Below are 24,101 nucleotides of genomic sequence, written 5' to 3' on the forward strand. Positions count from 1 at the left end.
GGCGAATAGGGAGTAGCGAAGAGGGGAGCGAGCACAGGCCTGAGCGACTTCATTCCGTATTCGCTACTCCCAATTCGCCATTCGCCCGTTTCACTTCTTCACCGTCTTCGCATTTCCCTTCGCCGCCACCGGCGGCGGCGTGACCTTCTTCACCGGCTTCTGCGCCTCGGCCTCACCGGCGTTGGACAGATCCTCCAGCAGTTTCGTCACGCGTGATGCGTTGCTGCCGAGATCGGAATCGAAATAGCGCGAGGCGGAGCGCACATCGATCCGGGAGTCCTCGCCGTCGGGCTTGACGCGGATCGAGATGTCCTCGCGGAAGCCCATGATCGGCGTGCGTGCGACCGCCTCGATGCGGCCCTCGCGGCGCGGCGGCTGCGGCGCGCGTTCGTCGACGATGAACCATTTGCGCCGGTTGATCAGCTTCAGCGCGACCGCATAGGCGCGGTCGGGCGGAAGCTCGATCTGCACCGGCTCGATGTCCGGGTAGATCGTCCGCTGTTGCTCCCACGAATACAGACCGGCGTAGACGGCAGTGTTGGTGCCGTCGCCGTTGCGCAACGGCGCCAGCGCCTCGAAGCGCGGCGGGTCGACGGGATCCGTGGTGATGTCGTAGATCTTCGGCAGCTTGCGGTATTGAAGCGCGAGATAAGCGGGGTAGGCCAGCACGACCGCATCGATCATGAAGGCAAGCAGGACGCGGCTCATGCCACGGCTGCCGTTGCGCCAGATCGCGACGAAGGCGGCGAGGCCGAGCAGGATCGACAGCACGGCGAGGCCGAGCGCGCCGAAGAAGGTTGCCAGCGCCGGCTTCATCTCCAGGAAGTCGAAGCGCAGGATCAGGATCGAGACGACCACGGCGACGACGGAGAACACCGCGAGATTGCGGGTCCAGGTCGCGAGGCTGGAGGTCGGCTCCGACAGATAGGGGGCGTGGAACCTGCGGGCCATCGGGTCGGGAGCTGCCGGGGTTGAGCCATCATGGTCGATGGCCGTCGCCATCTGAGAGACCATGGGGATGACGCAAATTCAAGGACTTTGCCAGCACCCTTGAGGTTCACGAGATCGACGGGACAGCCCTGGAGCGAGGCAACGATCGCAGGGGCTTTCGGTCCAGACAGAAGCGGCCCCACCATCGCCGGAGGGGCCGCTCTGATTCGAAGCTCAGCTAGGCGCGTCAGGCCGCGGCGTTGGGGAAGCGATATGCCTTGAACTGCTCGCGCAGCGCGGTCTTGAGGATCTTGCCTGTCGCGGTGTGCGGGATGCCGTCGACGAAAGCGACGTCATCGGGCATCCACCATTTGGCGATCTTGCCTTCCATGAATTTCAGGATGTCCTCGCGGGTTGCCGTCTGGCCCTGCTTGAGCTGGACGATCAGCAGCGGACGCTCGTCCCATTTCGGATGATAGACGCCGATCACGGCGGCCTCCGCCACGGCGGGGTGGCCGACTGCGAGGTTCTCGAGGTCGATCGAGGAGATCCACTCGCCGCCGGACTTGATGACGTCCTTGGAGCGGTCGGTGATGCGCATGAAGCCATGCTCGTCGACGGTGGCGACGTCGCCGGTGTCGAAGAAGCCTTCCTCGTCGAGGATGTTGCTGTCGACTTTGTAGTAGGCCTTGGACACCGCTGGGCCCGACACCTTGAGCCGGCCGAAGGTCTTGCCGTCCCACGGCAGCTCGGCGCCGGCATCGTCGGTGATCTTCATCTCGACGCCGAACGGCGGGAAGCCCTGGGTCTGCAGCACGTCGAGCTTCGCGTCACCCTCGGCAGTGAGGAACGGCGGCTTCAGGGTGGCGAGCGTGCCGATCGGGCTCATCTCGGTCATGCCCCAGGCGTGACGCACGCCAATGCCCATGTCGAGGAAGGACTGGATCATCGAGCGCGGCATCGCCGAGCCGCCGCACACCACCATCTTCAGATGCGGCAGCGTCAGCTTATGCGCCTGCATGTGCTGCAGCAGCATCAGCCACACCGTCGGCACGCCGGCGGTGTAGGTCACCTTCTCGGTGTCGAGCAGCTCGTAGACCGAGGCGCCGTCGAGCTTGGGGCCGGGCATCACCAGCTTGGTGCCCATCGAAGGCGCGGAGAACGCGATGCCCCAGCTGTTGGCATGGAACAGCGGAACCACCGGAAGCATTGTATCGCCGGCCGACGTGCCCAGCGAATCGCGGGAGTTGGCCATCAACGCGTGGAGCACGTTGGACCGATGCGAATACAGCACGCCCTTGGGATCGCCCGTGGTGCCGGACGTGTAGCACATCGCCGCCGCGGTGTTCTCGTCGAAGGTGCTCCATTTGAAGTCGCCATCGGCCTCGCCGATCCACGATTCGTAGGCAACCGCGTTCTTCAGCGTCGTCTGCGGCATATGCGCGGCATCGGTCAGCACCACGTAGCGCTCGACGCTCGGCAGCTTGTCGGCGAGCTTTTCCAACAACGGCACGAAGGTCAGATCGGTGATGACGATGCGGTCCTGGGCGTGGTTGACGATCCAGGCGATCTGCTCCGGAAACAGGCGCGGATTGACCGTGTGACAGATCGCACCGATTCCCATAATGCCGTACCAGACCTCGAGATGACGAGCGGTATTCCAGGCAATGGTGGCGACGCGGTCGCCCAGCTTGATGCCGTCGCGCGTCAGCTTCTGTGAAACCTTGAGAGCGCGGTCGTGGATTTGCCGATAGGTGGTGCGAACGATGGGGCCTTCGACCGAGCGGGTCACGACCTCCTGGGAGCCGTGGATTGTCGCCGCATGCTCGATGATCCGGTGACAAAGCAGGGGCCAGTCTTGCATCAAACCAAGCATCAGGTCGTTCCTCCGGTGGTATTCGCTTTAGGGCAGCGAGGGTCTTTTGGTCTGTTCCATGAATTTTAGCGCGCGCCGCAGCGCGCGCAAATGGGCTTGTAGGGGCAACGTCGTCGCGGCCAGGGCGATGGTTAGCGCCACGGCCACGGCGGTTGCATTGAGCTGCCTCATGGCCGCTGCGCCGGCGGCCGCACGGTCCGGGGCGGCTAACCCGTCACACCATCGCGCCCCGGCAGCGGCCCCAGCGCAAAGGGAGCATCCGCTCGCGGCTGTGCCGCTGCCACGGCCACGTCCCGAATCGGCACCGCAGCCCGCCTCCCGCGAGCAGACCAAGGACGCCGCCCGGGAGGAGGGGACCGAGGGAGGCAAGGAGGGTGCAAAGGAGGCCAAGGCACCGCCCGCGCCGCAGCCGTCCGCCTGCCGAATCGCGCTGACCGAGGAGATCGCGATGGCGCCCTCGATACCGGCGATCAAGGGGCCGGGCGCCTGCGGCGGCGACGACCTGGTGCGGCTGGAGGCGGTGGTGCTGCCGGACAAGCGGCGGGTGGCGGTGACGCCGGCGGCGGTGATGCGCTGCACGATGGCGTCTACGGTCGCCAACTGGGTCCGCAACGATGTTGCCCCGCTGGTCGTGCGCCTCGGCAGCCCGATCGCCGCGCTGGATAATTTCGATTCGTATCAATGCCGAGGCCGCAACAACGTTGCCGGAGCGCAGATGTCTGAGCATGGGCGGGCCAACGCGCTCGACGTGCGCGGCTTCAAGCTCGCGGACGGCCGCATGATCGAACTCACCGACCGCACCCAGCCGCGCGATCTGCGGGAGGCAGTGCTGCATTCGGTCTGCACGCATTTCTCGACCGTGCTGGGCCCGGACTCGGACTGGTATCATGAGGACCACATCCACCTCGATCTCGCGGAGCGCCGCAGCAATTATCGCATCTGCCAGTGGGACGTGCTCGATCCCTTGCCGAAGATCGCCCCGCTGATGCCGGCCGTCCGGCCCGACGACGCGCCGCCGCGCGAGACGGCGGAGGCCGAGCAGGAGGAGGCCAAGGAAGGTGCCAAGCAGGAAGCAAAGGGCGAGAAGGCCGCCGGTCGCGCTGGGTCGCGGGGCGCTGCGGAGCCGGACGCACGGAAGGCGGCACCGTCGGAGCCATCATCCGGCGATGCCGCGGCGGCAGAGGCCGAGGATCCCGAGCCCGCGATGCCGCCTCCCGCTCCGCAGCCTGCCCCTGCAAAGGGCGCCAAGAAGAAGCACAAGAGCAAGTCCTGATGGCGAGCGACGCGGCCGCTGCCGATTCGCCGCCTCCGCTCCGCCGCTCAACGGCCGAGGCGGTGAAACCGATGGGCTGACACCTCGATCGTGCCAAAACAAAAGAGCGCCGGTTGCCCGACGCTCTCAAAGAGGCTGCTAAACGCGTTTCTCGGCTTTTGATCCCGTGTCCGCCAGACGGCGCTTACTGCATCGCCGCGTAGGTGCCGCCGCCCTGCAGGGCCATCTGCGGCTTGTACGGCGAATCGCCCTTCTTCGGATCCAGCACGACGACGATGGTGCCGACCTTGACCCGGTTGTAGAGGTCGATGGCGTCCTCATTGGTCAGGCGGATGCAGCCCGAGGAGATCGAAGCGCCGATATATTCAGGCTGGTTGGTGCCGTGGATGCGGAACAGCGTATCCTTGCCGTTGGCATAGAGGTACATCGCCCGCGAGCCCATCGGATTGTCCGGGCCTGCCGCGACGAAGGTCGGCACGCCAAGCCGCTCGATCTCGCTCTTGGTCGGATGCCAAGCCGGCCACTCGGTCATGGCGCCCACCTTGGCGATGCCCGACCAGGCCATGGCCTCTTCGCCGACGGTGATGCCGTAGCGGATCGCCTTGCCGCCCTCCAGCACGTAGAACAGGTAATGGCTGTCGGAATCGACGACGATGGAGCCCGGCGCTTCCTTGCGGTGGTAGTCGACGATCGCGCGCCGATAGGGCTCCGCCACCGGGGTGTTGGTATAGCGGACCTTCGCCAGAAGATCCTTGTCCTTCGGCTTGAAGGCCTGGGTATTGGTCGCCTCATAGGTCGTGGCCTGCATGCAGCCCGACAGCATCAGGCCGGCGGCCAGGAGTCCGAGTTTCACCTTCAGCGACATGTCACCAATTCCAATTGACAGCTGACGTTGCAATGGCACGGCCGCGCCACTGCAGCGCGATTCCACATGTCCCATTATCGTCAAAATCGTTCTCAATTCCAGCCGATACACGCACAAGTCACGCTGCAGCGCCGCGATTGTTGCCTTTTTGCCGCAAAGTTGCGGGCACTCATCCACAGCTGTGCTCCGCAGGGCACGGTGGCCCCGATGTCGGGCGGTCGCTGGTTCCGCCTTGAAAAGCCGATGGACCCCGTCACCAAGCTGCGTCACAAGGCGGCAGCGCCCCGCCGCTAAATCCCCCGAAAACCACGTTCTGCGATTCGGAGCTTTTCATGTTCTCGGTGTTTGTCCCGTCCGACGCAGCGCTGAAGAAGGCTGAGATCACCGATCCCTCGGCCCTACCCGACAACGCGGTCTGGGTCGACCTGGTCAATCCGAGCAATGCCGAGGACCGGGCCGTCGAGAAACTCGCGGGGATCGCGGTGCCGACGCGCGAAGACATGCAGGAGATCGAGATCTCCAGCCGCCTCTACATCGAGAACGGCGCCCGCTACATGACGGCGACGCTGATGTGTCACTCCGACACCGACATGCCCAGGACCACGGCCGTCACCTTCATCCTGGCCGGCCATCGGCTGGTGACGGTGCGTTACGACCAGCCGCGGCCGTTCGCGGTGGTCGAGGCCAAGCTCGCTCGCAATTGCGCGCCCGGGATCACTGGCGAGATGGTCCTGATGGAGCTGCTCGACGCCGTCATCGATCGTTGCGCCGACATTCTCGAAAAGGTCGGCGCTGATATCGACCAGGTCAGTCACGAAATCTTCGAGCCGAACAATGAGCGGCACGGCCACGCCAAGCAGTACTCGCAGATCCTGATCGCGATCGGCCGCAAGGGCGATCTGACCTCGAAGGTGCGCGAGAGCCTGGTGTCGATCGGTCGTCTCGTCACCTTCCTGTCGGCCGTGGTCGAAGGCGTGAAATGGTCGAAGGACATGCGCGAGCAGCTCAAGACCATGCAGCGCGACGTCGCCTCGCTGACCGACCACGCCTCCTACCTCGCCAGCAAGATCACCTTCGTGCTCGACGCGATGCTCGGCGTCGTCAATCTCGAGCAGAACAACATCATCAAGCTGTTCTCGGTCATGGCTGTGGTGCTGATGCCGCCGACCCTGATCGCATCGATCTACGGCATGAACTTCAAGATGATGCCGGAGCTCGAATGGGCTCACGGCTATCCGATGGCGCTCGGGCTGATGCTGATCTGCGCGATCGTGCCGTACTGGATCTTCAAATGGAAGAAGTGGCTCTAAGCCGGCTTCCGGCAAGAGCCGAATCCCGCGCGACAGAGGCCTGCGCGGAGATCGCGCGAGCAAAGACAAGAGAGGAGATGGGATCATGATGCGTAGCAGCTCGTCATGATCCGGCCCCGCGCGGGATCGACGATTCCTATGGGGCCGCAGGCATTTTGCGCATGCGCAGGATGGCCTTCACATCGCGCTCCGCGCCACGTCTCGGCCGCACTCGTGCCTCGTTATTAGCTGCGAGGGGCGGCGTGTTCGCTCAGTGGATGCCCTCGCCGGTATGTCGCTATGCACTTCAAGCGACACAAAATGCAGGGCGTGCGCCATGATAGGAAATACTTGTTAGGCCGGCTGCAACACGGCTGCAAAGCCGCCTCAATTGCTCAGGTAAAATTTGACGGGAACCCTGAACGTTTGATCGAAACTTCTCTGCGATAAATCAGCTCGTGAGCATGACCAACAATGAACGCTTCGGCGCGTGGCATGCAAGGCAGAGCTGAAGGGGCGCGCGCATCGCGCCCAGGGCCAAGAGGCGGCAATGGTTGAGAAACGCATAACGGCATCGAACAACGTGGTCGAGCTCGCCAGCTACCAGCGCGGCCGTGCCGACATCGTCGTGGCCCATGCGCTGTCGCCCCGCACCTGCCGCTACTGCGGTGCCGATCTCGACGATGACGAGCGCGAGGACGACTGCTCGAGCGCCCTGAATGTCGAAACCGACCGCTTGCGCTGGCGGGCCGCCCAGATCTTGCGCGGCTTGGTGTGCGAGGGCTGAACGACCGTTCTTCGTCCGATCGCTCCCGGCCGACGCCTTGTACTCATGTCTGCCGACGCCGACCCATCAACAGCGCCCCCTTCGGAGGGCGCTTTTGTTTGTGCGGGTGGGTTGGCGCAGCGATCTTTGCGAGTGGCGTTAATCGCGCATTGGCGCACCGGGCCGGGAATCGCCGGGACACGGCAAGTCGCCATGAACCAAGTCCCACTCGGCATCGCGCTGCCGTGAGTCGACGGCAATCAGACGTGCTGGCCGCCGTTGATGTGGATCTCGGCGCCGTTCACGTAGGAGCTGGTCTCGGTGCACAGCACGTAGATGATCTTGGCGACCTCGTCGGGGGTGCCGAGCCGCTGCATCGGGATCTGCTCCTGGACGATCTTCTCGGTGCCCGGCGACAGGATCGAGGTGTCGATCTCGCCGGGGGCGATCGAGTTGACGCGCACGCCGACGCGGCCGAAATCCGACGCCATCTCGCGTGTCAGCGCGGCCAGCGCGGCCTTTGACGTCGCATAGGCGGCGCCGGCGAACGGATGCACGCGCGAGCCGGCGATCGAGGTGACGTTGACGACGGAGCCCTTGGCCGCCTTCAGCTCGTTGATCAGGCCGCGCGCCATCATGATGGGTGCGAAGAAGTTGACGCGGAAGACGTGATTCCAGGTGTCGAGGTCGGTATCGACGGTGCCGAGCCGCGCGCCGCCCGATCCCTTCGGTGAGATCGCGGCGTTGTTGACCAGCGCGTGCAGCTCGCCGCCGTCGATGCGCTGCTTGATCTCGGCGATCGCGCGCAGGGTGTCCTGCGGATCGGACAGGTCGACCTGAACGTGGTCCTCGGGGCCGGCGCCCCACGGGCATTCCTCGGGGAATGGGTGCCGCGAACAGGTGAGGACGCGCCAGCCGGCGGACGAGAAGCGGATCACCGTCGCGTGGCCGATGCCGCGGCTGGCGCCGGTCAGCAGCATCGTGCGCCGCGGCTGGTTGGAGGAGGTCGGCATGAACTGGGTCTCTCACGATCCCTTGAGGGATCAACTTACCACAATGGTTGCATGAGCGGTGCGCGATTCGTGCGCACCGATGTCGAACGTGACGTTTGACGCGTGATCGATGAGTCCGGACGGACCCTGAAGGTTGCTACGGATACATCCGCACCTTGGCCCAGGGCTGGCCGGCCGCATCGCGCCGGAATTCGATGCGATCGTGCAGCCGGAACGGCCGATCGTGCCAGAACTCCATCCGGACGGGCGCAATGCGCCAGCCGCTCCATCCCGGCGGGCGCGGCACCTCGCCGATGATGTATTGCGCGGCGACCTTGGCGATCGCCTGCTCGAAGGCGAAGCGGCTCTCCAGCGGCTGCGACTGCTTGCTGGCCCAGGCGCCGAGCTGCGCCTGCTTCGGCCGCGTCGCGAAATAGGCGTCGGCCTCCTCGTTCGTCACCGGGATCACGAGGCCGCGGATGCGCACCTGCCGGCGCAGCGACTTCCAGTGAAACAGCAGCGCAGCCTTCGGATTGGCGGCAAGCTCCTGGCCCTTCTGGCTGGCCTTGTGACTGTAGAAGACGAAGCCGTCCTCGTCATAGCCCTTCATCAGCACCATGCGGACGTCCGGCAACCCGTCCGCATCGACGGTCGACAGCGCCATCGCATTCGGATCGTTCGGCTCGCTCTTGTTGGCTTCCGCAAACCACTCGGCAAACAGCGCAAACGGCTCGCTGGCCTGGGTAAAATCGGCCGATGTACCGGATGTTAAGGTTGTCTGGTGTTTGATGCTGGTGGGGTCGGTCATGTGTATGGGGAGTCCGAGTTTTGCGTTCACCCGCGGCCAAGCGCGTGCAAGTCCAGTGTGGTCCGTGCCTATATAGGGCATCGGTCCGGCTTGGCCTATCCGCGATAGGTCATGCCGGCACCGCTTTGACACTCATTCTAATCGGTCTGTCGGGCGGCGGCTGCAGCCTCTCGCGTCCCGAAACGGCGTTCGCCAAGATGGAGGATGCGGAGATCACCGGCACGATCAGCCCGCCGCCCGAGCGCGAGCCCACCGAGGCCGATCTCGCCTTCGCCCGCAACGCCGCCTCCGACGTGCTGACCAAGGGCACCAAGGATTCCAGCCAGCCCTGGCAGAATCCGCAGACCGGCGCCCGCGGCTCGGTGACGCCGATCGCCAAGTCCTACACCGCCGAAAACGGCCGCACCTGCCGGGATTTCCTGGCAAGCTACGTCAACGGCAAGACCGAGCGCTGGCTGCAGGGCTCGGCCTGCCGGATCGAGCGCGGCCGATGGGACATCCAGACGCTCAAACCCTGGCAGCAAAGCTAGCGGGATCGCGCCGGAACCCGTTGCAAAAATACAACGGACTCCCCAGATGAAATGCAAAGCGGGCGGGGAGCCCATAGGTTAGTATCTGACTTTCTGTAAGGAGACGTGACGGATGCGCGACCCCTATGAGGTCTTGGGGGTGCCGCGAAGCGCCAGCGCTGCGGCCATCAAGAGCGCCTATCGCAAGCTCGCCAAGAAGCATCATCCCGACAGCAACAAGGATGACCCGAAGGCATCGGCACGATTCGCCGAGATCAATTCGGCCAACGAGATCCTGGGCGATGAGGACAAGCGCAAGCAGTTCGATCGCGGGGAGATCGACGCCGAGGGCAAGCCGCGCTTCCAGGGCTTTCCTGGCGGCGGTGCCGGCCGCGGCGGTCCGGGCGGCGGCTTCGAGAATTACACCTTTCGCAGCGGCGGCGGGCCGGGCGGCGGTTTCGGCGGCGCCGGCTTCGAGGACATTCTGAACAGCATGTTCGGTGGCGCGGCGCGAGGCTCGCGCGGCGGTGGTAGCCCGTTCGAGTTCGATACCGGCGGCGTCGGTGTCGATCTCGACCTCAAGGTGGCGATGTCGGTGACGCTCGAGGAGTCCGTCAAGGGCGGCGAGAAGCGCGTGCGCCTGCCTTCGGGCAAGGAGCTCAACGTCAAGGTCCCGCCCGGCGTGACCGCGGGCCAGCAGATCCGCCTGAAGGGGCAGGGCGAGAGCGCGCCGGGACACCGGCCGGGCGATCTCCTGATCACCATCCAGATCGCGCCGCATCCGTTCTTCAAGGTCGAGGGCAGCGATGTCAGGCTCGATTTGCCGATCACGCTGTACGAGGCGGTGCTCGGCGCCAAGGTCCGCGCGCCGACGCTCGGCAGCGCGGTCGAGCTGTCGATCCCGAAGAACACGTCCAGCGGCCGCACCTTCCGGCTGAAGGGCAAGGGCCTGCCCAAGGGCGACGGCTCGGCGGGCGATCTGTTCGTCACCACGCGAATCGTGCTGCCGGACGGCAACGACGCCGAGCTCGAGGCGCTGATGACCAAATGGCGCGATAAGCATCCCTACAATCCGCGCAGCAATCTTTCGTAACGTAATGCCGCTCCAAACCTCTCCCGCCCTCTGCAGGGAGAGGTTTGATTGCGCAGCAATCCGGGTGAGGGGCGTGGCGCATCGGCGGCCCCGGATCGCCGTCTATCGCACGGCCGGGCTGCGCGGATGCGTCCGCGGGCCGAATGTCAAAAGTGAGAAGAGAAAAAAGTGCGGCCTCGAAAGGGGGACCAGCGCGGTACAAAACCCCGATCGAGGCCGCTTCCGTGTCGATCGGCGGATCGAACACTCCTCATTTTTTCGTGAAGTTTTGGTGCGATATTGAGACGCGCCGGTGCCCTGATTCCAGATTTTCGGTGACGGAATTGCGGCGTCGACCTTGGCGTGTCGTCGATCCGCGGCATCTGGTTGCCGTCATGCCCTGGCCCGGCCTTTCGAGCGGTCGTGCAAACGCCTCTGATCGCATCGGGAATCGCGGAGCGGCCGGCGCGGGGCGGCTTTCGGCTGCGCTCCGCCGCTAGCCGCCCACGCGTTCGGACTGGTCATAAACAAGGCGTGCAACCTGAGTGAGACGCGTCCGGTCGCTGCTGCCGCTGACGACGTAGCTGACGCCGCGCTCCGCCCATGCCAGTGCCGATGTATTGCCTTCCGCGACGTAGCGCATCTGGGCCGCCTCGATGCCGGCCTTGGTCGCGTAGACCGTGAAGCGCTCGCCGGACGCGCTCTCATACATCAGGAACGAGGCCGGGCCGGTCGGCCCCGGCAGCAGCCGGCCGCCCACCAGCTTCAGCCCGGTGGCTTCCAGCTCGGGCGCCTGCACGGTGCGGCCGCACCGCCGCGTCAGCCATTGCTGCAGATGCGCCTTCTCCTCGCCGGGAACCTCGACCGGGTGGCGCACTTCGACGACATAGAGCCGGTGCGCATCGAGCGCCTCGCCGGTCAGGTTCTGCAGCAGCGACGGCGAGGATGCCGCGCCATGCGCGACCCAGCCGGTGGCACCGCCGACCGCGAAGGCGGCAACGCTCGCCGCGATCGCGCCAATGATCCAGCGTCGCGGCCGGCGATCCAGTTGGTCGAGATCGAGGCGCGGCGGCACCGGCTCGTTGACGACGGAATCGTAACGGGCATGCAGCGCCTCGGCCATGCTGCGCCAGGACTCGACCCGTTCGGCCTCGGCCGGATGCGTGGCGAGCCACCTCTCGACATCGCCACGGCGCTCGGCCGGCAGCTCGTTGTCGACATAGGCGTGCAGCTCGTCTTCGGTGACGGGAATGGTCGGGTCGGTCATCATCTGGATCTCGTTGCAGTCGCGCGGCCGCGCCGACGCGCGACCCCGGCGGCCTTGAGCAGGCGAACGCGGCAGCGCGGTTTTTGTGCGGTCAATTGCAGGGTCATTTCACTCTCCGCAGCGTCGGTCGTTCGCCTTCGATCACGGCCCGGACATGGGCGCGGGCGCGGGCCAGGCGCGACATCACGGTGCCGATCGGCACGGCCTGGATATCGGCGACCTCGCGGTAGCTCATGCCTTCGAGCACCACGAGCAGCAGCACGGCGCGCTGCTCCTCGACCAGCGTTGCGAGCGCCCGCTCGATGTCGCGGCCCTCGGCCTCGGTGCCGCTGGCGTCGGGATTGTCGTCCAGCAGCGGCATGAAATGCGGCCGCCGCGCCAGCGAGCGCCGGCGGTTCTTGTTCAGATTGGTCAGGATCGTGTACAGCCAGCTCCTGATGTCGCCGCCGAGGAACAGCCGCTCGGAGCGCAACGCCCGAACCAGCGTGTCCTGGACCAGATCGTCCGCCGCATCCATGTCGCGGGCCAAGGCGCGGGCATAGCGGCGCAATGCCGGGATCATGGCCTCGACGCTTTGGCGGAACGCGCTCATGGGGTGCCCTGCGGCAGTTGGACATTCTGACAGGAGCGCGGGCCGCAACCGCGCCTTGCACAGACCATAACCCCGTGATGACAGGCCTATTCCGCCGGCCGGAGACACCGCCTGGAGTTTGCCACAGAGCGGGCGGAATGGGGCTGTACCGGGCCAGACCGGTGGTGTACGTCCAGTCCTTAATAATCAGTTCGATGGGAAGCCGCATGGCGCAGATTTCAGGTTTGATGCAGGGCAAGCGCGGGGTCGTCCTCGGCGTGGCCAACAACCGCTCGATCGCCTGGGGCATCGCCAAGGCCGCGCGCGCGGCTGGCGCCGAGATCGCGCTGACCTATCAGGGCGACGCGCTGAAGAAGCGGGTGGAGCCCTTGGCCGCCGAGCTCGGCGGCCTCGTGCTCGGCCATTGCGACGTGACGGATCCCGCCACCGTCGACGCCGTGTTCGACGTGCTCAAGGAGAAGTGGGGCAAGATCGATTTCGTCGTGCACGCCATCGCCTTTTCCGACAAGGATCAGCTCGACGGTCGCTACATCGAGACCACGCAGGACAATTTCTCCAAGAGCATGCTGATCAGCTGCTACTCGCTGACCGCGATCGCACAGCGCGCCGAGAAGCTGATGACCGACGGCGGTTCGATCATCACGCTGACCTATTACGGCGCCGAGAAGTGGATGCCGCACTACAACGTGATGGGCGTCGCCAAGGCCGCGCTGGAGGCGAGCGTGCGCTACCTCGCCGCCGATCTCGGCGAGAAGAACATCCGCGTCAACGCCATCTCGGCCGGCCCGATCAAGACGCTGGCGGCCTCCGGCATCGGCGATTTCCGCTATATCCTGAAGTGGAACGAGTACAACGCGCCGCTGCGCCGGACCGTCACCATCGACGAGGTCGGCGACAGCGCGCTGTATCTGCTGTCCGACCTGTCGCGCGGCGTCACCGGCGAGGTGCATCACGTCGATTCCGGCTATCACGTCGTCGGCATGAAGCGGCCGGAAGCGCCCGACATCTCGCTCAGCAACTCCGTCGGCGCCAAGGAATAGACGTAGCGCTCGCAATGCCCCGGCCCACGATCTACTACATCCGCCACGGCGAGACGGAATGGAATGCGCTCGGCCGGCTGCAGGGTACGCAGGACATCCCGCTCAACGCGCTCGGGCGCGTCCAGGCAGTCCAGGCCGGCAATCTGCTGGCCGAGCTGGTCGCCCGCAATGGCCATGACGCGGCGCGTCTGCCCTATGTCGCCAGCCCGCTCAGCCGCGCCCGCGCGACCATGGAGCTGGTGCGCGGGACCTTGAAGCTGCCGGTCGAGGACTACGCGCTCGATGCGCGGCTGCGCGAGATCGGCTACGGCAAGTGGGAAGGCGCGACCCTGCCGGAAATGCAAGCCGCCGACCCCGCATTTTATGCCAGGCGGCTGACCGAGAAGTGGACGCTGGCGCCGGAAGGCGGCGAGACCTATGCCGATGTCGAGCGCCGGGTTCGCGACTGGTATGATGGCCTCTCCGGCGATATCGTCGCGGTGGCGCATGGCGGTACGGCGCGTGCGCTGATGGTCGCACTCGGCTTCGCCACGCCGAACCGGGCCGTCGACCTGCCGATCCAGCAGGGCGCAGTGTATGTGTTCGGCGAGAATGGCTTCGAGAAGTTTAGTTGATTTGCTCCGTCATTCCGGGGCGCCCCGTGAGAGGCGAACCCGGAATCTCGAGATTCCGGGTCTGGTCCTTCGGACCATCCCGGAATGACGGTTTCCCCGATTGGTAGATCAGATCATGTCCTTCAACACCTTCGGCCACATGTTTCGCGTCACCACCTTCGGCGAGAGCCATGGCGTGGCCATCGGCTGCGTGGTCGACGGCTGTCCGCCACGCATCCCGCTGACGGCGGAGGAGATCCAGGTCGATCTCGATCGCCGCCGGCCCGGCCAGTCGCGCTTCACCACGCAGCGGCAGGAGCCCGACCAGGTGAAGATCCTGTCCGGCGTCATGGCCGATCCGGACACCGGCGCGCAGGTCACCACGGGCACGCCGATCGCGCTGCTGATCGAGAACACCGACCAGCGCTCGAAGGACTATTCCGAGATCAAGGACAAGTTCCGGCCGGGCCACGCCGACTTCACCTATGAGGCGAAATACGGCCTGCGCGACTATCGCGGCGGCGGCCGCTCGTCGGCGCGCGAGACCGCGACGCGGGTCGCGGCCGGCGCCGTGGCGCGCAAGATCCTGCGCGACGTGAAGGTGCGCGGCGCGCTGGTGCAGATGGGTCCGCACAAGATCGATCGCGCCAATTGGGATTGGGACGAGGTCGCGCGCAATCCGTTCTTCTGTCCCGACAAGGACAAGGCGGCGTTCTTCGAAAGCTATCTCGACGGCATCCGCAAGTCCGGCTCGTCGATCGGCGCGGTGCTCGAGATCGTGGCCGAGGGCGTGCCGGCGGGCCTTGGTGCGCCGCTCTACGGCAAGCTCGACGCCGACCTCGCCGCGGCGATGATGAGCATCAACGCCGTCAAGGGTGTCGAGATCGGGGCCGGCTTCGGCGCGGCCGAGCTGACCGGCGAGGAGAATGCCGACGAGATGCGCTCGGCCAATGACGGCACGCGCTTTCTCTCCAACAATGCCGGCGGCATCCTCGGCGGCATCGCCACGGGACAGCCGATCGTGCTGCGCTTCGCCGTCAAGCCGACCTCGTCGATCCTCACCCCGCGCCAGACCGTGGATCGCTCAGGCCACGAGACGGAGATCCTGACCAAGGGCCGCCACGACCCCTGCGTCGGCATCCGCGCCGTCCCGGTCGGCGAGGCGATGATGGCCTGCGTGCTCGCCGACCACCTGCTGCGCCATCGCGGCCAGGTGGGGTAGCCGTTCGACGTCGCGGCTGTTTGCTGTTGTCATGCGGCTCGCCTAATGTCGGCTATGGACAGCTCCAGGCTGCAGGACATCAGGGACTGGCTGGTCGACGGCGCGCGCTCCGCGGCGACGCCGAGCGAGATGATGGCCGAATGCGGCGTGCGACTGGTGGACCTCGGCATCCCGCTATGGCGTGTCGGCGTGTTCGTCCGCACCCTTCACCCTGACATCGCCGGCCGCAGCTTCATCTGGCGGCAGGGGGCTGAGGTCGAGATGGGCACGGTCGCTTTCGGGTTCGAGAGCAGCCCGGTCTATCGGGACAGTCCGCTCGCGCGCGTGTTCGAGCAGGGGGCAGAGTTCAGGGCCGATCCGCGAGCACCCGAGGCGGAGCGTTTTCCGATCCTGATGGACCTGCGCGCCGAAGGCGTCACTGACTATCTCAGCCTGCCTCTGACCTTCATCGATCGGGCAGTCCACGCCGCAAGCTGGACGACCAAGAGTCCTGATGGTTTCACCGAGGAGCAGCTGAGCGCGATCCGGTCGCTGGCGCCGGCTCTGGCGCGCTACACCGAGATCATCACGCTGCGGCGGACCGCCTCGATGCTGCTCGATACCTATGTGGGCAACAGCGCGGGCGAGCGCATCCTCGGCGGCCAGATCCGCCGCGGCCATACCGATACGCTGGATGCCGCGATCTGGCTGTCAGACCTGCGCGGCTTCACGCCGTTATCCGATCGGCTGCCGGCCGAGGATGTCGTGGAGATCCTCAACCACTATTTCGACTGCCAGGTGGAGCCGATCCGCGAGCAGGGCGGCGAGGTGCTCAAGTTCATGGGCGACGGCCTGCTTGCCGTGTTTCCGTTTCGCCAGCGTGGCGGCGATCCCAGCGAGGTCTGCGCCCGCGTGCTGGCAGCAGCGCGCGCGTCGCGCGCCCGTGTCGATGCTCTGGAATACGCGGCGGGTGGCTGTGAGGAACGCTTCCGCTTCGGCGTCGCGCTGCATGTCGGCCGGCTGCTCTACGGCAATATCGGCGGCGGCAACCGGCTCGACTTCACCTGCATCGGTCCTGCCGTCAATTTGGCGGCACGGCTGGAGAAGATTGCAGCAAAGCTGAAGCGGACAGTGGTTGCTTCCGAGGCCTTTGCCGGCGCCTGTCCGGAGCCGATAGCCGATCTCTGGACCGATCTCGGCGAATTCCCGATCGCCGGCCTCTCGACCGAGCAGCGCGTGTTCGGGCTGCGCGACGAAAGCAATTAGATCATGATGCGTTTCGGCGGAAACGCATCATGATCCAATCTCTTCGTTCGAGCATGATCTTTTCGGAAAACCGGATTCCACTTTTCCGGATCATGCTCTGGTTCACCGCTCACTCCTCCGGCTCGGTGGTGAACAGCAGCGGGTATCCCTTGGCGCGGCCGGCGTCGGTCGCGCGGGTCGCCTTGGTCTCGGCGACGTCCCGCGTGAACACGGCCACCACGCACACCCCGAGCTTATGGGCCGTGATCATGACCTTGTAGGCCTGGTCCTCGGTCATGCGGAATTCAGCCTTCAGGATCATCACGACGAAGTCACGCGGCGTGAAGTCGTCGTTGACCAGGATGACCTTGTAGAGCCGGGGACGCTCGACCTTGGTGCGGACCTTCGTCTTCGGCTTGGTGACGGCGTCGTTCATGTGAGCAGCACGCCTGTGTTCCTGATGCGGCGGACACGCCACAATACAGCCTCTCGTCACTCCGGGAAACCACGGGCTGCTCGCTTTTGGTCGAAGGGCGCACGTGGCGTCGGACCGGCGGGCCCGCAAGTGATCCCCCGGGACTAACCGGAATGTGAATGGATGCGCGCGTTCCCGCTTTGCTGTGTGCGCATTGCGTGTCACCATCATCTGACGCGATTGGAGGGCAGCATATGCGCTGGTGGATCTCGATCGGGATGGCGTGTATGGCGGGCGCCCTGGCCGGCGGCGACGTCGCCACCGTCGCGGCGGCGCCGGGCGCGAAGTCGGCGCAGCAGCTGAGCGAAAAGGAGGCATCCGTCGACGTCGAGCTGATCCTCGCGGTCGACGTCTCCTACTCGATGGACCTCGACGAGCTCGCGATCCAGCGCGAAGGCTATGCCCAGGCGCTCAGCTCGCGGGAGTTCTTGCAGGCGCTGAAGAACGGGCTGCATGGCCGCATCGCCGTCACCTACTTCGAATGGGCCGCATCGAGCGATCAGAAGATGATCATCCCCTGGCGGCTGATCGATGGACCGGAGACTGCCGACGCCGTCGCCGCCGAGATCATGAAGACGCCGATCCGGCGGGCCTCGCGCACCTCGATCTCGGGCGCGATCTACTTCGCGATGCCGCTGTTCGACGACAACCCGTACCGCGGCCTGCGCCGCGTCATCGACATCTCCGGCGACGGGCCGAACAACAACGGCTCGCCGGTTGCGATGGCGCGCGACGAGGCGGTCAACAAGGGCATCACGATCAACGGCCTGCCGATCATGGTCAAGGAGCCGTCCTACTCGACGATGGATATCGAGAACCTCGATCTCTACTACAGGGATTGCGTCACCGGCGGCCGCGGCTCGTTCGTCGTCACCATCAAGAGCCGCGATGAGTTCAAGGACGCCATCCGCACCAAGCTGCTGATGGAGGTCGCCGGACGCGCACCTCAGCCGCGCTTCGTGCCCGTCGCCGACGATACCGGCAAGGAGCCGCGGGTGTCCTGCATGATCGGCGAGAAGATCTGGCAGGATCGCTGGGGGCGGTGACGCCGCAGCGCCTTCCGGAGGCTCTGTTGCGCCCGGCCTGCATCTGCACACCCTACGGACGTACGTCGGATGCAAGGGTCGGTAACCCGATCCCGTGTGGAAAACCCGGGCGCGTCATTGATCCGATGAATCTGTGACATCGCTGCAACATGTGGCGGGAAAACCAGGAGTTGCGCAGCGCTGAAACTCCCTTTGCCACCGTGCCGCCGCGATTGGGCCGCGACCATGAAGCGGTTGAGGCGGAGGCGCACAGAACATGCGTATCATCGACCGGACAGAACGTCGCGAACGGCAGGACGCACGCAACTCCATCATTCAGGTCGGGACCTCGGGGCTCTCCCGTCAGCTCCTGAGAGTGACCCTCGTTTGTGCCGCGGCAGCTTCGCTCGCCGCCTGCGCACAATCCTCAGCAGTCCGGCAGGCGCGCTGGACGTCGCCGACAAAGCAGGCCGGCGCCGAATTCCGGCCGCAGGTACAGCGCGCCGAGACAGCGTCGCAATCGGTGGTTCGCGTGCGCCATGCCGAGCCGAGCCTGCCGCCGGCCCACTCAACCTCGTCAGGTCTCGCCAGCTACTACTCGGAAGGTCAGAAGACCGCCAGCGGCGAGCGCTTCAATCCCTCGGAGTTGACGGCCGCACATCGCAGCCTGCCATTCGGCACCCGCCTGCAGGTGACCAACGTCAAGACCGGCCGCTCCGTGGTGGTGCGCGTCAACGATCGCGGGCCGTTCGTCCAGGGACGGGTGGTCGACGTGTCCTACTCCGCCGCCCAGGCGCTCGGCATGATCAATACGGGTGTGGCGCCGGTGAAGGTCAGCGTGGTGAGGTAGGCCTCGCAGGTGTTGGTCTACGCGGTGAGAACAGAAAAGAGCTGAGGGTTGGCGATCACGTTGGCTGATGGATGGCTCAGCTCTGGCGATGAACCGGGGTCGCCGTCACAAGCGGCGCTGCGCTCCCTCTCCCCGTTCTTCACGGGGAGAGGGCTGGGGTGAGGGGCAGCCGCACGGGTGGTCTGAGTCTGCGCACCTAGCAGTCGCGAAGCTCGGAATTCGATCTAATATGTGCGGATACTGTTGAGCAGGATTCGGGCCTACGACGAAGACTTCCCGTGCCGCTGCCTCTCACCCCGACCATCTCCCCGTGAAGAACGGGGAGAGGGGGCGCACCGTTCGTGCCGAGTAAGCTTTGCGTGTCAACTAATAGTTAGCTTGGGCTCACCGCACCAGCTTCGCCACGAGCTCCACGTGCGGCGTATGTCTGAACTGGTCGACGGGCACCACGGTTTCCAGCTTATAGCCGCCGTCGATCAGCATGCGGATGTCGCGCGCGAACGTGGTCACGTTGCAGGACACCGCGACGATCTCCGGCACCTTGCTCGCCGCGAGCTGCCTCGCCTGGGCCTGTGCGCCCTGGCGTGGCGGGTCGAACACGACGGCGTCAATGTCGCGCAGCTCCGGCGGCATCAGCGGGCGGCGGAACAGGTCGCGCGCCTCGGCCTTGATCGGCTTGAGGCCCGGCGTGCCCGCCGCCTTCTGCAGAGCCGCAATGGAGCCGGCATCATTGTCCATCGCGGTGACGCGCCCTCGCGCCGCCAGCCGCAGCGCGAATGGGCCGACGCCGCAGAACAGGTCGGCGACATGCTTGGCCTTGCCGACGCGCTCCAGGACCAGCTGCGCCAGCGTCTCCTCGCCTTGGACCGTCGCCTGCAGGAACGAGCCGGGCGGCAGCGTCACCTGCGCCGTGCCCATCGCCACAACAGGCGCATTGCGCATCAGCACCAGCTCGCCATGGCGCGTCAGCCGCGCCAGCCGGTGTTTCTCAGCGACCAGCGACAGCGCCGCGACCCGCGGCGGCGGCAGCGGGCCGGAGCCGCGGATGTCGATGTCGAGCCCGTTGCGGGTTGCCGTGGCCTGGATGTCGAGCGGCTTGCCTGTCGGCTTTAGCGCCTCCGCGAGCGCCCACGCCGCTTCGAGCGCGCCATCGAGCGCGGGATCGAGGATCGGGCAGCGGTCGATCGGGACGATCTCGTGGCTGTTCGCCGCCGAGAAGCCAACGCGAAGAATGTCGTGCGTGCCCATTCGCGCGTGAAACGTCGCGCGCCGCCGGCCGGCCCCGTGCGCGTCGACGAGATCGGCGACATCGCAATCGACCTTGGCGGCGCGTAGCGTTTCGACGACGATGTGACGTTTCCATTGCCGATAGGGCTCCGGCGCCCAGTGCTGAATGGCGCAGCCGCCGCAGACGCCGAAATGCGTGCAGAATGGCACGATCCGCTCCGCGCTCTCCGTCTCCACCGAGAGCAGCTTGCGGCGATCCGGGTGGCCGGGAACGGCAGCCGCCTCCACGGTTTCACCAGCCAGCGTGTAGGGCACGTACAGCGCCTCGCCCGAGGACAGCGACACGCCGTCGCCGCGATGGCCGACATGGTCGATGACGAGACGCTCAACCATGGCGGCGCGCTCCCAGGAAGAATTCGGCGTTGCCGTCGCCGCCCTTGATCGATGACGGGAAGATCTCGATGTCGCTGCAGCCGAGCGAGGCGGCGAAGGCGGCGACATCCTCGCACACGGCTTGATGGACGGCCGCATCCTTGATGATGCCGCCCTTGCCGTGTTTCCCCTGCGCCTCGAATTGCGGCTTGATCAGCGCCAGCAGGCTCATCGGCGAGGCCGCCAGCGTCAGCGCCACCGGCAGCACCGCCTTGAGCGAGATGAAGCTGCAATCGATCACGACCACGTCCGGACGCTGCGGCAGCCGTTTGCCCTCGTAGCTGCGGATGTCGGTCTGCTCCATCGAGACGATCCTCGGATGGCTGCGCAGCGACGGGTGCAACTGGTCGCGGCCGACATCGACCGCGAACACGACCGCCGCGCCGTTCGCCAGCAACACCTCGGAGAAGCCGCCTGTGGAGGCGCCGACATCGAGGCACACATGGTCTTCCACCTCGACGCCATAATGCTCCAGCGCCGCGGCCAGCTTGACCCCGCCGCGCGACACCCAGGGATGCGCCGGCTCGGCCTGCAGCACGGCATCGATCGGAATGGTCTCGGACGCCTTCACCACCTGCTTGTCATTGGCAAACACCAGCCCCGCCTCGATCGCCGCCTGCGCCCGCGCACGGCTCTCGAACAGGCCGCGTTCGACCAGGAGGACATCAGCGCGTTTGCGGGCAGGGGGCATGGGCGTGGTGATCAGTGGTTATGAGTTGTGGAGGTCGCGCATCAAAATCAGTGTCGTCCCGGGCAAGCATCAGCGCGCAACGCGCGATGATGCGCCGACCCGGGACCCATAACCACAGGGCGACGTTTGGAGGAAGGTGGTCACTCCGCGCCTGCCCAACACGACGTCCTGCGGTTATGGGTCCCGGCGTTCGCCGGGACGACGTGAAGCGATATCTTGCCTCAATACGAGATCCGTAGGGTGGGCAAAGGCGCGTGCACCGCTCTCTCCGCAAGCTCGTATCGCAATCGACGCGCCGTGCCCACCATCTTGATCTCGGCCGCGGAGATACGGTGGGCACGCGTCGTCTTCGGCGCCGCTTTGCGCACCCTACGATTCGGCGCCCAGCCGCTTGGCCGCCAGCTTCACGCATTCCTCGAACGCCGACAAATCATGCCACACATCCACCGGCCGCTCGCGCGGCAGCACAAGCGGGGCGCCGTACGCGTCGAGCGCGTGGATCATCATCAGATTGTCGGGCAGGCCGAAATCCTCGACCGTCAGTCCCTCCGCATCGACCAGCCATCCATTCTGCTCGCGCACCGACGTGAACCGCCGGGCGCGGTCGGCATAGACAGCCGGATCGTTGCAATAGCCGAAGCACAGCTTGCCTGATCCGGCCATGTAGCCGAGCTCATAGACCGTGCCGGCATCGGCGCCGGGGCCGCGGAACGGCGTGAGATTGGCGATGATGGCATCGGCGTCGTCCATCATCGCCTCGTTGCCATGGAAGATCTGGCGCGAGGCGTCGGACGAGGCGAGATCGACGGTGTTATCGAGAGGATAGAAGCCGATCAGGCCGTGGCGGTCGCAGATCGCGACCTTCTGCCGGCCGATCTCCAGGGCGTCCGGCAGGAACACGTCGGGACCTGCCAGATAGATCTTCATGGCTCACCGATGATGGCACTCAAGCCCGCCTCAGGCGAGCTTGACGGCCTCGGTCGCGTAGTCCTTGCCGAGCGCCTCGAACACCTTGCGGACGATGCCCTTGGCGTCGAGGCCGGCGCGGGCGTACATCGCCGCCGGTGTGTCGTGGTCCTGGAACTCGTCCGGCAGCACCATGGTGCGCATCTTCAGGCCCCCGTCCAGCATGCCCTGGTCGGACAGATACTGCATGACGTGCGAGCCGAAGCCGCCGATCGAGCCTTCCTCGATGGTGATCAGGATGTCGTGCTCGCGGGCGAGCTTCAGCACCAGCTCCTCGTCGAGCGGCTTCATGAAGCGCGCATCGGCGATCGAGGCGGAGAGGCCGTGCGCGGCGAGCTCGTCGGCCGCCTTCTCGCACTCGGCAAGCCGGGTGCCGAACGACAGCAGCGCCACCTGCTTGCCCTGGCGGATCATGCGGCCCTTGCCGATGTCAAGGGGAACGCCGACCTCGGGCATCTCCACGCCGCGACCCTCGCCGCGCGGATAGCGCACCGAGCTCGGCCGGTCGTTGATCGCGACCTGGGTCGCCACCATGTGCACCAGCTCGGCCTCGTCGGAGGCCGCCATGATCACCATGTTCGGCAGGCAGCCGAGATAGGCGTTGTCGAACGAGCCGGCGTGAGTGGCGCCGTCGGCGCCGACCAGGCCGGCGCGATCGATCGCGAAGCGCACCGGCAGGCTCTGGATGCAGACGTCATGGACGATCTGGTCGTAGCCGCGCTGCAGGAAGGTCGAGTAGATCGCGCAGAACGGCTTATAGCCCTCGGCCGCGAGACCGGCGGCGAAGGTCACCGCGTGCTGCTCGGCGATGCCGACGTCGAAGGTGCGCTTCGGGAAGGCCTTGGCGAAGATGTCGATGCCGGTGCCGGAGGGCATGGCTGCGGTGATGCCGACGACCTTGTCGTCCTTCTCTGCTTCCTTGACGAGGCTCTGGCCGAACACGTTCTGATAGGCTGGCGCGTTCGGCTTGGCCTTGGCCTGGGTGCCGGTGGCGATGTCGAACTTGGCCACCGCGTGATATTTGTCGGCCGCGGCTTCCGCCGGCGAGTAGCCCTTGCCCTTCTGGGTCACGACGTGGACCAGGATCGGGCCGGTCTCCATGTCGCGGACGTTCTTCAGGACCGGCAACAGATGGTCGAGGTTATGACCGTCGATCGGGCCGACATAATAGAAGCCGAGCTCCTCGAACAGCGTGCCGCCGTCCATCATGAAGCCGCGGGAATATTCCTCGACGCGGCTGGCGCGGTTGGCGATCACCTTCGGCAGATGCTGACCGAGCTGCTTCGCTGCATCGCGCAGCGTGCGGTAGGTCTTGCCCGAGTACAGGCGCGACAGATAGGCCGACATCGCGCCGACCGGCGGCGCGATCGACATGTCGTTGTCGTTGAGGATCACGATCAGCCGCGAGTTCATCGCGCCGGCGTTGTTCATGGCCTCATAGGCCATGCCGGCGGACATCGCGCCGTCGCCGATCACGGCGATCACGTTGTTCTTCCCGCCCGAGAGGTCGCGGGCCACCGCCATGCCGAGGCCGGCGGAGATCGAGGTCGAGGAATGGGCGGCGCCGAACGGATCGTAGTCGCTCTCGGCGCGCTTGGTGAAGCCGGAGAGGCCGCCGCCGGTGCGCAGCGTGCGGATGCGGTCGCGGCGCCCGGTCAGGATCTTGTGCGGATAGGCCTGGTGGCCGACGTCCCAGATCAGGCGATCACGCGGGGTGTCGAACACATAATGGATGGCGGTGGTCAGCTCGACCACGCCGAGACCGGCGCCGAAATGACCTCCGGTCACGGAGACCGCATCGATGGTCTCCTGGCGCAGTTCGTCGGCGACCTGCCGGACCTGCTCGACCTTCAGCCGGCGCAGATCTTCCGGAGTCTTGATGGTGTCGAGAAGCGGCGTCTTACTAAATGTGGTCACGGTGACATTCCAATTTTGCAGGTCGGGTTCAAGGGCCGACGTCTGAGAGGTTCATCGTAACGGGCGGCGAAACCTGAAGCCTTGAAGGTCACATCCGCGCGGATCGAAGCCGCAGACCGGAGCCTAGCCGGGTTTTGGATCGATCTATGTGATGTAAGTCACTCTTGGTGGCCTTGCCGTCCTCGTTTGTCGCCCAAGAT

Annotated in this window: 23 protein-coding genes; 11 read left to right on the forward strand and 12 right to left on the reverse strand. The window is 65.8% G+C overall.

Annotated features, from left to right (window positions below):
* Positions 1 to 90 precede the first annotated feature (90 nt).
* Complete coding sequence (locus QXZ94_RS01460; RefSeq protein WP_172110681.1) at positions 91 to 951, reverse strand: DUF1499 domain-containing protein; 861 nt, start codon at positions 949 to 951, stop codon at positions 91 to 93.
* 226 nt (positions 952 to 1,177) lie between these two features.
* A complete protein-coding gene (locus QXZ94_RS01465) occupies positions 1,178 to 2,806 on the reverse strand; it encodes a fatty-acid--CoA ligase (RefSeq protein WP_315718912.1) in 1,629 nt (542 codons plus the stop codon).
* Between the two features lie 127 nt (positions 2,807 to 2,933).
* Between QXZ94_RS01465 and QXZ94_RS01470 the strand changes: the two genes are divergently transcribed.
* Positions 2,934 to 4,079, forward strand: a complete 1,146-nt coding sequence (locus QXZ94_RS01470) for an extensin family protein (RefSeq protein ID WP_315718913.1) — start codon at positions 2,934 to 2,936, stop codon at positions 4,077 to 4,079.
* A 184-nt stretch (positions 4,080 to 4,263) separates the two neighbouring features.
* Here the strand turns inward: QXZ94_RS01470 and QXZ94_RS01475 are convergent, their stop codons facing one another.
* Positions 4,264 to 4,944, reverse strand: a complete 681-nt coding sequence (locus QXZ94_RS01475; protein WP_315718914.1) for a L,D-transpeptidase — start codon at positions 4,942 to 4,944, stop codon at positions 4,264 to 4,266.
* 332 nt (positions 4,945 to 5,276) lie between these two features.
* Between QXZ94_RS01475 and QXZ94_RS01480 the strand changes: the two genes are divergently transcribed.
* Together QXZ94_RS01480 and QXZ94_RS01485 are read left to right on the forward strand one after the other, a co-directional pair.
* Complete coding sequence (locus QXZ94_RS01480) at positions 5,277 to 6,254, forward strand: magnesium transporter CorA family protein (protein WP_315718915.1); 978 nt, start codon at positions 5,277 to 5,279, stop codon at positions 6,252 to 6,254.
* A gap of 529 nt (positions 6,255 to 6,783) precedes the next feature.
* Entirely contained in the window at positions 6,784 to 7,020 is a 237-nt protein-coding gene (locus QXZ94_RS01485; RefSeq protein ID WP_172110677.1) for a hypothetical protein, read from the forward strand.
* A 239-nt stretch (positions 7,021 to 7,259) separates the two neighbouring features.
* On the opposite strand, the gene QXZ94_RS01490 is transcribed toward QXZ94_RS01485, so the two are convergent.
* Positions 7,260 to 8,012: an SDR family NAD(P)-dependent oxidoreductase gene (locus QXZ94_RS01490; RefSeq protein ID WP_172110676.1), complete on the reverse strand. Its 753-nt coding sequence runs from the start codon at positions 8,010 to 8,012 to the stop codon at positions 7,260 to 7,262.
* Positions 8,013 to 8,148: 136 nt separating this feature from the next.
* The gene (gene pdxH, locus QXZ94_RS01495) at positions 8,149 to 8,799 is read right to left on the reverse strand and encodes a pyridoxamine 5'-phosphate oxidase (protein ID WP_315718916.1); all 651 of its coding nucleotides are present in this window, start codon (positions 8,797 to 8,799) and stop codon (positions 8,149 to 8,151) included.
* 125 nt (positions 8,800 to 8,924) lie between these two features.
* On the opposite strand from pdxH, the gene QXZ94_RS01500 reads away from it, so the two are divergent.
* Together QXZ94_RS01500 and QXZ94_RS01505 are read left to right on the forward strand one after the other, a co-directional pair.
* Entirely contained in the window at positions 8,925 to 9,329 is a 405-nt protein-coding gene (locus QXZ94_RS01500; RefSeq protein ID WP_315718917.1) for an RT0821/Lpp0805 family surface protein, read from the forward strand.
* 112 nt (positions 9,330 to 9,441) lie between these two features.
* Entirely contained in the window at positions 9,442 to 10,401 is a 960-nt protein-coding gene (locus QXZ94_RS01505) for a DnaJ C-terminal domain-containing protein (RefSeq protein ID WP_315718918.1), read from the forward strand.
* A gap of 475 nt (positions 10,402 to 10,876) precedes the next feature.
* Here QXZ94_RS01505 and QXZ94_RS01510 read toward each other — a convergent pair whose 3' ends face one another.
* Together QXZ94_RS01510 and QXZ94_RS01515 are read right to left on the reverse strand one after the other, a co-directional pair.
* Positions 10,877 to 11,650 (reverse strand): anti-sigma factor family protein, encoded by a 774-nt coding sequence (locus QXZ94_RS01510; protein ID WP_172133298.1) that lies wholly within the window; start codon positions 11,648 to 11,650, stop codon positions 10,877 to 10,879.
* A 100-nt stretch (positions 11,651 to 11,750) separates the two neighbouring features.
* Positions 11,751 to 12,239, reverse strand: coding sequence for a sigma-70 family RNA polymerase sigma factor (locus QXZ94_RS01515; protein ID WP_315718919.1), 489 nt, complete (start codon positions 12,237 to 12,239; stop codon positions 11,751 to 11,753).
* Positions 12,240 to 12,445: 206 nt separating this feature from the next.
* On the opposite strand from QXZ94_RS01515, the gene fabI reads away from it, so the two are divergent.
* From fabI to QXZ94_RS01535, 4 genes are all read left to right on the forward strand, one after another.
* Positions 12,446 to 13,279, forward strand: coding sequence for an enoyl-ACP reductase FabI (fabI, locus tag QXZ94_RS01520; RefSeq protein ID WP_315718920.1), 834 nt, complete (start codon positions 12,446 to 12,448; stop codon positions 13,277 to 13,279).
* Positions 13,280 to 13,293: 14 nt separating this feature from the next.
* Positions 13,294 to 13,893, forward strand: coding sequence for a histidine phosphatase family protein (locus tag QXZ94_RS01525; RefSeq protein WP_315718921.1), 600 nt, complete (start codon positions 13,294 to 13,296; stop codon positions 13,891 to 13,893).
* Between the two features lie 115 nt (positions 13,894 to 14,008).
* Positions 14,009 to 15,094 carry a chorismate synthase gene (gene aroC / locus QXZ94_RS01530; RefSeq protein WP_315718922.1) on the forward strand — a complete coding sequence of 362 codons (1,086 nt, stop codon included), beginning with the start codon at positions 14,009 to 14,011 and terminating at the stop codon, positions 15,092 to 15,094.
* Positions 15,095 to 15,148: 54 nt separating this feature from the next.
* Positions 15,149 to 16,339 carry an adenylate/guanylate cyclase domain-containing protein gene (locus tag QXZ94_RS01535; RefSeq protein WP_315718923.1) on the forward strand — a complete coding sequence of 397 codons (1,191 nt, stop codon included), beginning with the start codon at positions 15,149 to 15,151 and terminating at the stop codon, positions 16,337 to 16,339.
* A gap of 109 nt (positions 16,340 to 16,448) precedes the next feature.
* On the opposite strand, the gene clpS is transcribed toward QXZ94_RS01535, so the two are convergent.
* Positions 16,449 to 16,754, reverse strand: coding sequence for an ATP-dependent Clp protease adapter ClpS (gene clpS / locus QXZ94_RS01540; protein WP_315718924.1), 306 nt, complete (start codon positions 16,752 to 16,754; stop codon positions 16,449 to 16,451).
* Positions 16,755 to 16,987: 233 nt separating this feature from the next.
* Between clpS and QXZ94_RS01545 the strand changes: the two genes are divergently transcribed.
* Both QXZ94_RS01545 and QXZ94_RS01550 read left to right on the forward strand, forming a co-directional pair.
* Entirely contained in the window at positions 16,988 to 17,839 is an 852-nt protein-coding gene (locus QXZ94_RS01545; protein ID WP_315718925.1) for a DUF1194 domain-containing protein, read from the forward strand.
* A gap of 256 nt (positions 17,840 to 18,095) precedes the next feature.
* Positions 18,096 to 18,668: a septal ring lytic transglycosylase RlpA family protein gene (locus QXZ94_RS01550; protein WP_315718926.1), complete on the forward strand. Its 573-nt coding sequence runs from the start codon at positions 18,096 to 18,098 to the stop codon at positions 18,666 to 18,668.
* Between the two features lie 384 nt (positions 18,669 to 19,052).
* Here QXZ94_RS01550 and QXZ94_RS01555 read toward each other — a convergent pair whose 3' ends face one another.
* The 4 genes from QXZ94_RS01555 to dxs form a co-directional block, all read right to left on the reverse strand.
* The gene (locus tag QXZ94_RS01555) at positions 19,053 to 20,288 is read right to left on the reverse strand and encodes a class I SAM-dependent RNA methyltransferase (RefSeq protein WP_315718927.1); all 1,236 of its coding nucleotides are present in this window, start codon (positions 20,286 to 20,288) and stop codon (positions 19,053 to 19,055) included.
* Complete coding sequence (locus QXZ94_RS01560) at positions 20,281 to 21,018, reverse strand: TlyA family RNA methyltransferase (RefSeq protein ID WP_315718928.1); 738 nt, start codon at positions 21,016 to 21,018, stop codon at positions 20,281 to 20,283. The genes QXZ94_RS01555 and QXZ94_RS01560 overlap by 8 nt, the downstream gene beginning before the upstream one ends.
* A 369-nt stretch (positions 21,019 to 21,387) precedes the next feature.
* Complete coding sequence (locus tag QXZ94_RS01565) at positions 21,388 to 21,945, reverse strand: nucleoside 2-deoxyribosyltransferase (protein ID WP_315718929.1); 558 nt, start codon at positions 21,943 to 21,945, stop codon at positions 21,388 to 21,390.
* Between the two features lie 30 nt (positions 21,946 to 21,975).
* The gene (gene dxs, locus QXZ94_RS01570; RefSeq protein ID WP_315718930.1) at positions 21,976 to 23,901 is read right to left on the reverse strand and encodes a 1-deoxy-D-xylulose-5-phosphate synthase; all 1,926 of its coding nucleotides are present in this window, start codon (positions 23,899 to 23,901) and stop codon (positions 21,976 to 21,978) included.
* Between the last annotated feature and the right edge of the window lie 200 nt (positions 23,902 to 24,101).

Origin of the sequence: Bradyrhizobium sp. SZCCHNS2022 (assembly GCF_032377575.1) — a bacterium.
GTDB lineage: Bacteria > Pseudomonadota > Alphaproteobacteria > Rhizobiales > Xanthobacteraceae > Bradyrhizobium > Bradyrhizobium aeschynomenes.

Excerpts from the sequence above, each read along its gene's own strand:
- aroC (WP_315718922.1), top strand. The coding sequence starts at position 14,009 with ATGTCCTTCAACACCTTCGGCCACATGTTTCGCGTCACCACCTTCGGC.
- pdxH (WP_315718916.1), bottom strand. The coding sequence starts at position 8,799 with ATGACCGACCCCACCAGCATCAAACACCAGACAACCTTAACATCCGGT.
- QXZ94_RS01560 (WP_315718928.1), bottom strand. The coding sequence starts at position 21,018 with ATGCCCCCTGCCCGCAAACGCGCTGATGTCCTCCTGGTCGAACGCGGC.
- QXZ94_RS01555 (WP_315718927.1), bottom strand. The coding sequence starts at position 20,288 with ATGGTTGAGCGTCTCGTCATCGACCATGTCGGCCATCGCGGCGACGGC.
- QXZ94_RS01545 (WP_315718925.1), top strand. The coding sequence starts at position 16,988 with ATGCGCTGGTGGATCTCGATCGGGATGGCGTGTATGGCGGGCGCCCTG.
- QXZ94_RS01475 (WP_315718914.1), bottom strand. The coding sequence starts at position 4,944 with ATGTCGCTGAAGGTGAAACTCGGACTCCTGGCCGCCGGCCTGATGCTG.
- QXZ94_RS01485 (WP_172110677.1), top strand. The coding sequence starts at position 6,784 with ATGGTTGAGAAACGCATAACGGCATCGAACAACGTGGTCGAGCTCGCC.
- QXZ94_RS01465 (WP_315718912.1), bottom strand. The coding sequence starts at position 2,806 with ATGCTTGGTTTGATGCAAGACTGGCCCCTGCTTTGTCACCGGATCATC.
- QXZ94_RS01550 (WP_315718926.1), top strand. The coding sequence starts at position 18,096 with ATGCGTATCATCGACCGGACAGAACGTCGCGAACGGCAGGACGCACGC.
- QXZ94_RS01525 (WP_315718921.1), top strand. The coding sequence starts at position 13,294 with ATGCCCCGGCCCACGATCTACTACATCCGCCACGGCGAGACGGAATGG.
- QXZ94_RS01515 (WP_315718919.1), bottom strand. The coding sequence starts at position 12,239 with ATGAGCGCGTTCCGCCAAAGCGTCGAGGCCATGATCCCGGCATTGCGC.
- QXZ94_RS01470 (WP_315718913.1), top strand. The coding sequence starts at position 2,934 with ATGGTTAGCGCCACGGCCACGGCGGTTGCATTGAGCTGCCTCATGGCC.
- fabI (WP_315718920.1), top strand. The coding sequence starts at position 12,446 with ATGGCGCAGATTTCAGGTTTGATGCAGGGCAAGCGCGGGGTCGTCCTC.
- QXZ94_RS01460 (WP_172110681.1), bottom strand. The coding sequence starts at position 951 with ATGGCCCGCAGGTTCCACGCCCCCTATCTGTCGGAGCCGACCTCCAGC.
- QXZ94_RS01505 (WP_315718918.1), top strand. The coding sequence starts at position 9,442 with ATGCGCGACCCCTATGAGGTCTTGGGGGTGCCGCGAAGCGCCAGCGCT.
- QXZ94_RS01565 (WP_315718929.1), bottom strand. The coding sequence starts at position 21,945 with ATGAAGATCTATCTGGCAGGTCCCGACGTGTTCCTGCCGGACGCCCTG.
- QXZ94_RS01510 (WP_172133298.1), bottom strand. The coding sequence starts at position 11,650 with ATGATGACCGACCCGACCATTCCCGTCACCGAAGACGAGCTGCACGCC.
- QXZ94_RS01490 (WP_172110676.1), bottom strand. The coding sequence starts at position 8,012 with ATGCCGACCTCCTCCAACCAGCCGCGGCGCACGATGCTGCTGACCGGC.
- clpS (WP_315718924.1), bottom strand. The coding sequence starts at position 16,754 with ATGAACGACGCCGTCACCAAGCCGAAGACGAAGGTCCGCACCAAGGTC.
- QXZ94_RS01480 (WP_315718915.1), top strand. The coding sequence starts at position 5,277 with ATGTTCTCGGTGTTTGTCCCGTCCGACGCAGCGCTGAAGAAGGCTGAG.
- QXZ94_RS01535 (WP_315718923.1), top strand. The coding sequence starts at position 15,149 with ATGGACAGCTCCAGGCTGCAGGACATCAGGGACTGGCTGGTCGACGGC.